The organism is Cardinium endosymbiont of Dermatophagoides farinae, from assembly GCF_007559345.1.
In the GTDB taxonomy this organism is placed as follows: domain Bacteria; phylum Bacteroidota; class Bacteroidia; order Cytophagales; family Amoebophilaceae; genus Cardinium.
In genome coordinates this window covers 75617-86736 of the sequence record NZ_VMBH01000002.1, presented here as the reverse complement: position 1 = coordinate 86736, position 11120 = coordinate 75617, and the positions used below count along the sequence as shown (strand labels likewise).

Sequence of the window (11120 nt, the reverse complement as noted above, 5' to 3'; positions counted from 1 at the left end):
GGAAATTAAAAATAAATACTTTTTTGTAACTTGAAATAATCAATATATTATATTTGTATTTGTAAATACACTTAAGTAATTATTACAGATTGTTTTTCCAACTATTTAATGCTTTTAGTAAGTTATCTTTATGACAGAAAGACTAAAACATGACAGCTTAGCAAAAAAAATTCTATCCGATCCAGTAGCTGCCCATGAGTTTCTTAGCCATATTTACCAGAATCGTGTAAATCATTGTTAGATCTAAACACGCTTAAAATAGAAAAGAAATATGTAGAGGATAATTTAAAGCAAAAATTCAGTGATTTAGTATTCTCTATAAAGATGAAGAATAATGATAAAGCATTCATTTACACATTGATAGAAGCGGAGGTTAGTCCTAAGTATTGGACAGCATTTAAGTTATGGAAATATATGTTTCTCTTACTTGAAAGGCATAAGACGAAAAAGAAATCAAAACTTCCACTAATAATTCCGCTGGTCGTATACCATGGTAATACACCTTTTACTGTCCAAGAAATTTATGGGAATTGTTTAGTGAACCTAGCCTTGCTAAAGAGTTTATGGGAGGTGATTATCGATTGATAGACTTATATTCTATGCCAGATGATCAAATTAAGAATAAGGCGCATAGGTATGCTGGAATACTTCATGAAATATGTTCACACCCGTGATATGCTTAAGCTATGGGAGGAATTTTTAGAAAACTTTCAATCATCTATTGTCCTAGACAAGGAAAAAGGTTATATTTACATAAGGACTTTTTTATGGTATACTGATAGTAAATTACCAGAAGACAAGTACTCAAATTTAGAAAATATCATTAGGGAACATCTTCCTAAAGAAGATAAAGAAGATCTTATGAGAACTATAGCACAAAAATATAGGGAAGAGGGTATCCGAATAGGGCAGGAGAGTGGTATCAAAATAGGACAGGAAAAAGGTAAGTTAGAGGTAAACTAGAGGTAAATTAGAGGGTAAGTTAGAGGGCAAGCTAGAGGAGAAACTGAAAAAGCGCTTTCTATCGCTAGAGCTATGCTTGCAAAGCGTTACCCTTTAGAAGATATTATTGCTCTTACTGGTTTATCCAGATCTAGTATCCAGGACCTTGTCTGAACATTTTTATATAGTTATCCTATAATATAAATAGATATTCTATATCGTTACATTCCATATATTTTGGTTTAAAGATTCCGGCACTAAAGAAATCATTATTCACCAATATAGATCTGGATATTTGGTTTTGGCTAATACTTTTTAGCGCATAATTCTGCGTGTGCGTTCAGCACTGTGGCAGAAAACGAGTTTTTTCTAGTCTTTTACTAAAATTTATGGAAAAAATAAGGCGTTTATGCTAAAAATTTGTCCTAAAAATCATATCTGAAACATGCCGAAAGACAAATTTCTGCCACAGTGCTGAACGCACACAATTCTGCTATCCCATCGAAAGGTAATCCATATTTATATATATCATAAAACCTATTAAACTCATTTAGCTTAAATAAGCATTTTTTCTTCTGAAAATGAATGTTTACACATTAAATATTTTATGATATTTTTAGCTTTATTTGAGAGTTCATCTATGAAAAACTCATCGAATTGTACCTCTGACCTGTAGTTTAAAAAAAGGATTTTTGAGCAAACTCCTTCACGTCTTCTAGTTTGTATTTTTCACTCATTTCATTTAAAATTTACTATTTCTTTTTATTTTACTTTTAACGATATGCTGTATTAGATCCTTATTTAACTTTTCACTATATAGCTCTGCAATAGCTTCTTTATCCTTTTTAGACACTTCTTCTGATGCCACTTGAAGTCTATTGATCCGCTCTACAAGTTCTCCCATATCTAAGATATTTTTATTTTTAATGCTTTCTAATTGAAAATATTTTACCGGGTCATTTTTATAAAAATTAGGATTAGATAGTGTTTTATCTATCTTTTTATTTTGAATCTCTAGATTTTTGATCTGTTCTTTATAAACTGGAATCAGTCTGTTATTGCCTCTTTAGAAGCTATTTTTATCTGATCTGATCGACGCAACTCTCTTTGAATATCTGAGCAAAGGAATTTAAGCTTTTTGGAGGTTTTGTACTTAGAAAATTACTACTTCTACCCGTAAAAGAATCTACCCTACTTAACAGCGATTTTTCTCTATAACAAGAAAAAGAACAATCTCTTTTAAGCCCTCTAGTACAATCTAAACTAGGAATATAGTCACTTGGGTTCAAACTAATACCACTAATTTTTTCTGATATACCAAGCACTACTTTACCATATTTCGCATCAGATAGATCTTTGAATAATGATTTACCTTGGTTTTTAATAGAATTGGCATCTTCCACACTCTTTTTTAGTTTTCTCATACTGTCAGCCGCATCTTTCATTTGCGCTAGAACGTTGTTAGAGGTACCTACTTGTTCTTCCATTAACTGGGCGGTTTTTTCTTCTGGAGATAGACCAGGTATCCACTTTTTTAATCCGTTAGGTAGGATTTTGTTTAAACCTGATTTGATAGAAGATCCTATACTTGCTGAAGAGGTTACAGGAATGAGCAGGCATAAACAGACCACACCATATTTTTTAAACTTATTCATTTTTCTATTGGTTTAAGGAACACCTTTCTTCTATTGTCTATAGTTATTTTTTGTTCATTTTTAACGGATTTAATACCATCTACTACTATTCCACTGATCTCTCTTATCCAAGAATTACTGCCACTACTAGCTGCTTTACTAAGCAATTTGTTTTGCGCTTGATCAATGAAAGGATGTAAATTTTCTACTAATAGGCCAATCATATAATCTGAATCATACAAACCAATAGCCACTGGAACTACATTTTTACCAAATTCAGCTATTTCTAATTTAGATAGAATTCTTTCTTTTCCAAAAGCAACGATTCCATATAAAAATGCGCCTTTGTGGATTTCTTGACCTTTGTAAGTAAAAGCTTCTTTGACACATATTTTAATACTTCTGCCATGTTTGAGTTCTTGTGTCCCATAGACATAACCTACAGAAAAGCTGTTTTTTACCTTAATATTCTTTTTTCTGCCTTTTCTTTCAAAAGATACTGGAAAGTAGTTTTTTTCCTGCTTTTGAGGATGAACTATTTTCTTAAGTTTTTGCACTACTTTTTTAAGTTTAACACTAACTTTTTCAGGTTCTTTAACTGGTTCTGGTTCACCTTTTGATACTTCTTGATTGATATTTTTGGCCATATCTTCAAATAAAGAGCAACCTACCTGTTCCGATTGATAACGACCTTTCATTCTTTGATTAGTTTCTTTAGTAACCGATAATGGTTCTGCTTTTTCGAGTAGCTTACAAGGTTTGGGAGGAGGGGCTACAAAAAACTCATGCCAACTCTTTGTTTTTCTTACATCCCGTAATATAATCCAAGAAATAACCAATAACCCAGCTAATCCAAAACCTAATTTCTTTTTATCCATGGAAATTAAACTTCTTTAGATTCTTTAACCAAACAGGGTATACTCAGCAACAATCTGTTAGGTAGGTTCAAACTTAAATCTCTACGACCTTTTTTCTCTTCAAAACGAACGATTATACCTGATTTTTCTACCTTGTGTTTGATAACGAAAATCATAGGTAGGACCTCTCCAGGCGCTACTATCATACGCTTAGGCTCGAGTTTAATAGGAATAGCGGTTTTGTCTTTGTTGTTACCTAAAAAATATACGCTTCCTACCTTATAGTTATAAGGAGAGCTATTTCTCAATACAAACTTTAAAACAATCTCTTCTCCTGTGCTAACGGCATTACTCAAAAAACAACTTACTTTCTGCTTAGTTTGATGAAAACGTTTAATATTTGGTTGTTCCTGGGATACATATTCTATAGCTTCTGTTAAGGATTCAGTTAAAGGTTCATCGGTATCCCATTTCTCTGCTTCTTCTGTCTGTTTAATTTTATGCTGTGTAAGATCATACATCGGTTGTATACCAGCATCATAACTAACTGTGCCATAGAATACATCAATCTTTTCATTTTTTTTGCCTTCGTTGGATAGATAAAATACTGTAATAGTGGTCTTGCTGGTCCCGGGATGTTTAGCCTTTACTTCTAAAAACCTACCTTCTTCTTTAGATACATATTCTTTATCTCCATTTCCAAAAGAAATCTTTTCAATCGTACCACTGAGTTCCAGCAAAGTAGGATATTGATCTGAAACTTTTATATCCAATGCAAAAACAGGAAAATAAGAGATCAAAAATGCTAAAAGGCTACTTTTCTTCATGGTTTAGAAAGGTTAGATCGGTAATCATTAACCCATAGGGATTTTTACTGCATCTAGCTGTTGGTTGCATTTCTAATGCAATGCATTGATGGTAGCTATGGGTTTTAACTTTTCCTTGACCGGTTAAAAATTTTAAATCTGTTTGAAAGTAGATCTGTGACCTATAGGGATAGTTTTGTATATCAGCATGTATGCTCTTAACATAAACTGTAGTTACCCCATTAGATTCCTTATATATTTGAAACAAACTATCATCAGAAAAGATCTTTTTTAAGGTGACTCTAGAGGCATTATTCATAACGGTTAAAGCTCTTTCAATGTTTTCTTGGTAGTTATTTTCACTATGGGCAAAACCATCTTGTATAAAACGCATGGAAAAGTTTTCTACTTCAAACGATTCTCTACTGTTATTAGTTGGATTATCTTTTCTTATACCCACATGGGTCCCTTCAAGGGTAGCAAAATAGACCAAATCACTTCTGTTCTGTTTAAATACCAAATAGCCTAAAAAAGCAGATAAACCACCTAAGGATACCAAAAGAAAAACGACTAAAAATCGTAATAGGTTAATGATATTTCCATAATGATAGCTGTTTAGCTTATGAATCGATTGAACGGTTGATGACTGATAATCTTTATTATCTAACATATTGTATTAAGTTATTTATAATAGGGTTATGACCCTTTTCTCCCATTTGCTTGCCAAACCAAGTCCTTACGCAGTAAGGATTATTATTTATCTTTTTTTCCAAATTTTGGCAGATGACTAGCCCCATAAGCCATAAACTGACTCGTCTTTGCTTCTCCTATCGAAAAAAGGCTGTTTCCTACCGTGTTACCTATATATAGAGAAGTGAGCGGACCTACCATAGCATACATCAGACAAGTAGCGATGGCAGCACCAATACCATCTACATTATTGAATTCCAAAGAAATCAGTGAATAGTCTAGCAAATCAATGGTTACCCCCACATTAAAAAGGAAATCAGCATATTAAGCCAGTAATTAACTATCCCACTAAAATTTCCTGGTAAGAGGCTAGCAGCAATGGCCAAAGGACCTACTTGTAAGGTAAATAGGATAGCTTGATGACGAAATATAGTAGTGGTTAAACCCATTATGCGAGATATCGATTTTAAAGCTTTAGTAGTTAAATTCGAAAAACCATTTTTAATTAGTTACCAGATACTTATTTCAGGATCTTTTATACTTTCGAAACTATCAGGTTTAACTAGATCATGCCAATCAAATCCATTCATAATCAAAGCGGTTAATTTGTCTAGCATATGAAAAATATCCAAGTAGAACTGTAAAAGCAAAAAGGTAACAATTAGTGTTAACAGACTTGTATAACAGGATTTTAATAACTCGGAAGTGCTTAAATGATACTGAAAATAATAGACCATTAAACGTACCAACAAGAATGGCAATAGTAATAACTTTGCTACGCCAATCATCTTTCCAATAGTGATATTCACCATTAGGTTTTGTGCTTCTAAGTTTAGATGAACTGAAGAAGATAAAATACCTTGAAAATGACTAGACATAATATTTTTGTTTAGTATGGTATACCCATTCTGCAATGCCATCTTCTATATTTCCATGTTTTTTAGCCAAATCAGCGATTTGGTTTCTTTCTGATGGATGAGAGGTAAACATAGCATGCTCCCAAAGAGAGGGTTCTAGTAGCCATACATGACTCTGTCCCATCTCTTTAATAAAGATTTCCCTAAAACCACCTGGACCGTTTTTACGACGCAGACTGGCATACTTTTGCATGTCTAACGCATTCATACCTAAGAAAGCACCTATTTCTTCCCTACTAGATGCTTTTTCATTGTACAAAAGGATAAAGGTAGCCGCATTGTTTTTAATGGCACTGGCAATCTTAGATGATTTGATTTCTTGAATGTCTTGCGTTATTATGCGAATAGAGGTTTTGGTTTTTCTGCCTTTTCGATAGAAAGATTCTATATGCTCTCTAGAGGCATCATCTAAATTCGTCCAACCCTCTTCAATGTCTATAAACTTAGTAGCGTCTGGATGCTTAGAAACCATTTCAAAAGCAAAGTCAAATAGAATTTGTACCACCAATGGATAGAGTTTGCTATTGCATTTAATGGCTTCTAGCTCAAAACATACTAACCTATGGTCGACTAGATAGTCTTGCGCTAATGCATTAAAATGATCTTTGTAAATACCATGGGCAAATGGCTGTAAAACAATAAAAAATTCTTGAAAAGGGAACAACTGATCTTTTTTTAGATCAAGAATGGCTTCTCCATTAGCTGCTACCAATGCTTGTAAATAGTCATAAAATCCCGTTAAAGTAGGGATGATCGATTCTGGTAAATCCCTATAATAATCACTAATCCACTGAGAGAGTAAAGATTTTTCTACTTCACTCATTGGATTTTCATTCAAATCTCCCTTCCACATTTTGCCAATGAGCCCGACCAAAAAGATGATTTTGCTGCTATCTGGCAGGTATCTACCTGATGGTTCAGCTGGGAATAAAAAAGGATTTAAGTTTAAAGATTTTTCTGCACTGAGTTCAATATATTTCCCTCCTAAAGCTTCAAATAAATGGCGATAGGTCCCGCCACTGTCAATGACAATCACTATATGGCCTGCTTCAAATCGATCCTTAATCATTTTGCCATTAAAAAAGGATTTTCCAGAGCCAGAAGGACCGAAAATAAATGCATTTTGATTGTCTAAATCGGTGTTAAATGGGTTGAAATAGATGGGTTCTCTGTATCTATTGGCTAGTAATACACCTTCTTTATAGCCTGTGAATGGTGTGGTACTATTTATATGGGCGACAGCTGTTAATAGGAGGATAGGTATACGCCTATATACTTAATTGCCATTACATGGTAAAGCGGTGCAAAACAAATTAGCGGTATCTATGGTTTCTAAATAACCCCTCATGCCTATCCCGGAAAAAGCAGCTAGTACTTGAGAACTATATTGATTAAGGGTATCCAAATCAGTTATACCAAATGGTATCACTAAAAAAGATAAATAGACAATTGATTCGTTTCTCCCGCAAAGGGTTTGTTCAAACTCAGCCATCTCGCCACGTATATGTCTAATGTTTTGCAGCTTCCGTTCATCGAGCTTAGTAGCTTCACTCCAGGCAAATGAATTAAAATGTTTTTTTAAGAATGCTTCAGAGTCGATCATACGAATAACTCTAGAAATGATATGCGGAAAATTTAGGCTACGCCCAAGGCCATCTGTTAAAGGAGCACAAACTCCTCCATTATGGCCGAATTTATCCAGAACTGTATAGCTAGGTTCAATAGAACTCTCTATTAAAGAAATCACTTGGGCTTTTCTGTTAGCCACCTGTACATATTCTTTATTTTTAACCAAACCACCATATAAGTTACCTTCTGGGTCTTCAAAATTTAAGGACAAACATCTATGGATCAGATGGGAAAATTCACCAGCAGTAAGAGGAGTTAATGGAAGATGGGTAGATACGCTTTGACGAAATTGGGCGGCATCCTTTTTAGCTATTGTGAGTCGCTTTTCTAAATGAGCAAAAGGATTTTTACTAAAACTTTTTGTCTCATCTCTAGAATAAAAAGTAGATAGTGGCGTATAGTTTTTATATAATCCAGGAAAGGAAAGTATGATATAGGATTCATGGTGCAGTATAGGGCGACCCTCTGTATGCCTAACCTGTTTTTGTTTCAAGAAATCAAGTTTGTTACTGTCTATAGATGGATTGTGCCACTGGTCTGGGTAGTATATATCTACTTGTTGAACAAGGCTGTTACAAGGCAGTTCTTTCATACTACTAGCGAGTATATGCGTCCAGTCTATATACTGTTGCTCCGTATACTGTTCCTGAAAGGCTAAAGTAGTTTTAAATTGTATAGAGATAGTCCCATCTGCAGATATGGTCATATCGTCATGAAAATCTACAAAAGGTAAGACTCTATGTAAGTCTTCTTTCTTATCTTTTTTTGAGAAAAGCATTGATCTTAAATTTTACCCTAAAACTATCTATCGGTACATGCAAAAACTGATAAGCAAAAAGACTTGATAACCAGGTAGGATTACTATTTTTCAGGAATATTTTTATCAAAAAAGAAATAATCACTATTAGACTTGTTAAAGAGATGGTCCACATGCGGTTGTAGTGCAATCAATCTTCACAGTAGCAAGAGACCATATAGGCTAGGCAGCAAATGCCTAGCGCCACTAAGGCTTCTGATAATGAAAAAGGACCTAAAAAGCCTTTTTCTTTTAAGTACGGGCTATTCACTAATTTTTGCATGGTAGTTTATTTTTTTACCTGATTTAGAGTTTAAAAAAGTTAGAAATCATATCATACAATGGGCCAATTGATGAAAAAAAGACAATAGCAGCTATCCAGTGTAATAATTCATGAAATATCATACCTCTATCTCTACCTACATTATATAGGTAGGCTAGCCTAAAAGCGCCTATGACACCCAGTAGTTTAGCTACCAAGGTTAACAACTGATAGCCGCTTGTAATCCAACCTTCAAGGGCACCTGTGATATCTAGTAATATCATTTTAATTCTATTTTAATGTTATATTCTTACTTTGTAAGGACTATTATAAACAAGCTAATGGGAAAGAAGTATGTTTCTGATTTAGAATAAAATTATCTAACTAAATATGAGATTAATAGTTTTAATGTAATCAATCGAACAAAAAAGATGGTTCAGGACTAGGAGTAAAATCGATATAACTACTATGCGTATTTACCCTACTAAATAAAGTATCAATGTATTTATCTTGCTTTTTTAATTCTGTTTCTAACTTACTACACTTAGATCGCAGATCATTATTGACTCTGTTTAACTCCTGTATCAACGCATTTAAATCTGAAATATCCCCATCATGCTTTTTTATTTTAGATTCCAGTTTGTCTCTACTCTCACAGAGTTCTTCTATTTCTTCTTCTAAACGTTCAACATCGGCCTCTCTAGTTTTGCGCTCATCTTCTACAGAACGCCTAGTTTCTCTTTGAAAAGATTGGTATTCTGCCTCTTTTTCAGCTTTTTTAATATCTAATCTTGTTGTTTCTCTCTTTAAATCTGTAATTTTTACAATTACATCTTCTAAAGATTGTACTACATCTTCCATATTTGATATACCTGTACATGACCGAAAGATATCAGAAAAACTATTTACCTCTCTTTCTAATATATTTGTATGTATTTTACGACCATCTGGCTCTTGATTAGCGTTAATATGATTCATTTCTTTATGCCAATCATTTAATAACTTAGTGGTTAATACTCTAGTCTTTACTCTATCTTTAGTGTCTTGTTTAAGAGTCTGTAGATTATTAAGTACGTCCGAAACTTAACGAGAAACAGCCGTATCATGCTGCATATAGACCAGTATATTATGTAGGTTAGATTGTCTATTATACCAATCTGGTTCTATAGCTTGTAAATTTTGAAAGGCTGATTCTGGATTTAAACTATAGTCCTGAACAATAGGTTTATAAAGCGATTTACTATCTTCAGATAATGACTCTATCTTAGAGGCCAATGCTTCAAATAAGAAAATAGATAAATCTACAGCTTCTGTTTCATGATTTGTGCCATCTGGATAAGTAATATCAAAACAAATCCTTGGGACACCATCAATCTTATCCATAAACGTATCTAGTTCACCTAACCTAAATCTAAATGCACTATCTCCCACTGAAAGCATACCACTAAGATCAATAGGTTGGCCTGTTATTTTTAGTAAATCACCTTCTATACCGCCTGATAGACGATAATTTGACAAAATAAACTTATCACTTGTAGTATTAAAAGGAGCAATAACCTTTAAGTTGATATGTCTGTTATCCATACCATTCTCAATACTACCTTCTAGACTAGCAACTACTTTAAAGTCAGGATCCTTGACAACAAATGGCTGCTTAAAGGTCACTTCACGTTCATCTCCCTTTTCATTGATTATTGTGATGCTAGGCTCTAAATCCCCAACAAAACCACATGGATTAAACATTAAAGTATTGACGCCTACTGTTAAAGGCGTATTTGATATCATTTCATCTTTCCTAGGATAAACTTACCTCCATTCAGTTTAATGGCCTTGATATGGTAATTAAGCACCTTACCTGCATCAGTTAATGGACAGATCTTGAGTTTACATACCCTATCTTTAAACGGTAAGAGAGGTGTTTCTTCTGAAACAAGAGAAAGTTCAGCTGTAAAGTTTTCAATTCTATGGTCTTGAACTTTAACAGAAAAAAAATAGTCTTGTGCGGTATCACCTTTAGTATTGCCTACTGTTAAATGAATGGTATGATTTCCATCACTACCAGGTTTTGGGGCGTAAAAAAGGGTATTATTACCAAATTTAATCGGTTCATTGCTACATATTGGTTTTTTGCATGATCCTGTATCTACATACATAGATCCTTTTCCATCTGTTACACACCACTTAACCAATCTATATTTTTGCGAAGATGCCAATACGTTATCTGAAGTGATATTAATATGAATAGGTGTACCATCTTTGTCTTCTACATAAGCAACCTTGACATTTGTACCAGCCTTTAAAGCGTATGGAGGTTCATCTAGCCTTAACGAGCATGTTATAGGATCCCCTCCCTCTCTGTTAAAATCACAAGTCAATATAACAGCATCAATACTGACCTTATGGATATGACAAGTGTCTTTTTCATTAGGAACATAGTATAGATGCGTATCACCATGTTGGACTATGCTCCCCACTTTAAAGGACTCACCTATAGAAGCGTTGCCATCTATTTCAACACGCTTGAACAATTTTCCTTCGCCACCTTCAACCCTGATACCCTTAATACGAAATTGGATCACCTCTGGAT

The 11120-nt window shown here is 33.8% G+C and carries 16 protein-coding genes and 1 pseudogene; 2 read left to right on the top strand and 15 right to left on the bottom strand.

The genetic code is table 11. The features are described from left to right. Positions 1-234: 234 nt before the first annotated feature. Together FPG78_RS07840 and FPG78_RS07835 are read left to right on the top strand one after the other, a co-directional pair. A pseudogene (locus tag FPG78_RS07840) lies at positions 235-674 on the top strand (Rpn family recombination-promoting nuclease/putative transposase). After that, entirely contained in the window at positions 607-963 is a 357-nt protein-coding gene (locus tag FPG78_RS07835) for an RpnC/YadD family protein (RefSeq protein ID WP_223262081.1), read from the top strand. The pseudogene FPG78_RS07840 and the gene FPG78_RS07835 overlap by 68 nt, the downstream one beginning before the upstream one ends. A 721-nt stretch (positions 964-1684) precedes the next feature. On the opposite strand, the gene FPG78_RS07285 is transcribed toward FPG78_RS07835, so the two are convergent. The 15 genes from FPG78_RS07285 to FPG78_RS06255 all read right to left on the bottom strand — a co-directional run bounded on the left by FPG78_RS07285 (position 1685) and on the right by FPG78_RS06255 (position 11112). Next, positions 1685-1846, bottom strand: a complete 162-nt coding sequence (locus FPG78_RS07285; RefSeq protein WP_186292514.1) for a hypothetical protein — start codon at positions 1844-1846, stop codon at positions 1685-1687. 175 nt (positions 1847-2021) lie between these two features. Beyond that, a complete protein-coding gene (locus FPG78_RS06310; RefSeq protein WP_144087146.1) occupies positions 2022-2597 on the bottom strand; it encodes a hypothetical protein in 576 nt (191 codons plus the stop codon). Next, complete coding sequence (traM, locus tag FPG78_RS06305; RefSeq protein WP_144087088.1) at positions 2594-3454, bottom strand: conjugative transposon protein TraM; 861 nt, start codon at positions 3452-3454, stop codon at positions 2594-2596. Before traM ends, FPG78_RS06310 begins: the two co-directional genes overlap by 4 nt. A 5-nt stretch (positions 3455-3459) precedes the next feature. Then, positions 3460-4260: a hypothetical protein gene (locus tag FPG78_RS06300; protein ID WP_144087087.1), complete on the bottom strand. Its 801-nt coding sequence runs from the start codon at positions 4258-4260 to the stop codon at positions 3460-3462. Further along, positions 4247-4909 (bottom strand): hypothetical protein, encoded by a 663-nt coding sequence (locus FPG78_RS06295; protein ID WP_144087086.1) that lies wholly within the window; start codon positions 4907-4909, stop codon positions 4247-4249. Before FPG78_RS06295 ends, FPG78_RS06300 begins: the two co-directional genes overlap by 14 nt. 83 nt (positions 4910-4992) lie before the next feature. Continuing rightward, complete coding sequence (locus FPG78_RS06290) at positions 4993-5232, bottom strand: hypothetical protein (protein WP_144087145.1); 240 nt, start codon at positions 5230-5232, stop codon at positions 4993-4995. Continuing rightward, complete coding sequence (locus FPG78_RS07280; RefSeq protein ID WP_186292513.1) at positions 5223-5378, bottom strand: hypothetical protein; 156 nt, start codon at positions 5376-5378, stop codon at positions 5223-5225. The genes FPG78_RS06290 and FPG78_RS07280 overlap by 10 nt, the downstream gene beginning before the upstream one ends. Before the next feature lie 60 nt (positions 5379-5438). Next, the gene (locus tag FPG78_RS06285; RefSeq protein ID WP_144087084.1) at positions 5439-5807 is read right to left on the bottom strand and encodes a hypothetical protein; all 369 of its coding nucleotides are present in this window, start codon (positions 5805-5807) and stop codon (positions 5439-5441) included. Further along, the gene (locus tag FPG78_RS06280; RefSeq protein ID WP_223262080.1) at positions 5800-7008 is read right to left on the bottom strand and encodes a VirB4 family type IV secretion system protein; all 1209 of its coding nucleotides are present in this window, start codon (positions 7006-7008) and stop codon (positions 5800-5802) included. Before FPG78_RS06280 ends, FPG78_RS06285 begins: the two co-directional genes overlap by 8 nt. Before the next feature lie 114 nt (positions 7009-7122). After that, positions 7123-8253, bottom strand: a complete 1131-nt coding sequence (locus FPG78_RS06275) for a hypothetical protein (RefSeq protein WP_144087143.1) — start codon at positions 8251-8253, stop codon at positions 7123-7125. A gap of 169 nt (positions 8254-8422) precedes the next feature. After that, positions 8423-8554, bottom strand: a complete 132-nt coding sequence (locus tag FPG78_RS08200; RefSeq protein WP_255431785.1) for a hypothetical protein — start codon at positions 8552-8554, stop codon at positions 8423-8425. Positions 8555-8577: 23 nt separating this feature from the next. Beyond that, positions 8578-8817, bottom strand: a complete 240-nt coding sequence (locus FPG78_RS06270; protein ID WP_144087142.1) for a hypothetical protein — start codon at positions 8815-8817, stop codon at positions 8578-8580. A gap of 130 nt (positions 8818-8947) precedes the next feature. Further along, a complete protein-coding gene (locus tag FPG78_RS06265) occupies positions 8948-9511 on the bottom strand; it encodes a hypothetical protein (RefSeq protein WP_144087141.1) in 564 nt (187 codons plus the stop codon). A gap of 105 nt (positions 9512-9616) precedes the next feature. Further along, complete coding sequence (locus FPG78_RS06260) at positions 9617-10318, bottom strand: hypothetical protein (RefSeq protein ID WP_144087140.1); 702 nt, start codon at positions 10316-10318, stop codon at positions 9617-9619. Continuing rightward, the gene (locus FPG78_RS06255) at positions 10315-11112 is read right to left on the bottom strand and encodes a hypothetical protein (protein WP_144087139.1); all 798 of its coding nucleotides are present in this window, start codon (positions 11110-11112) and stop codon (positions 10315-10317) included. The genes FPG78_RS06260 and FPG78_RS06255 overlap by 4 nt, the downstream gene beginning before the upstream one ends. Positions 11113-11120: the final 8 nt, after the last annotated feature.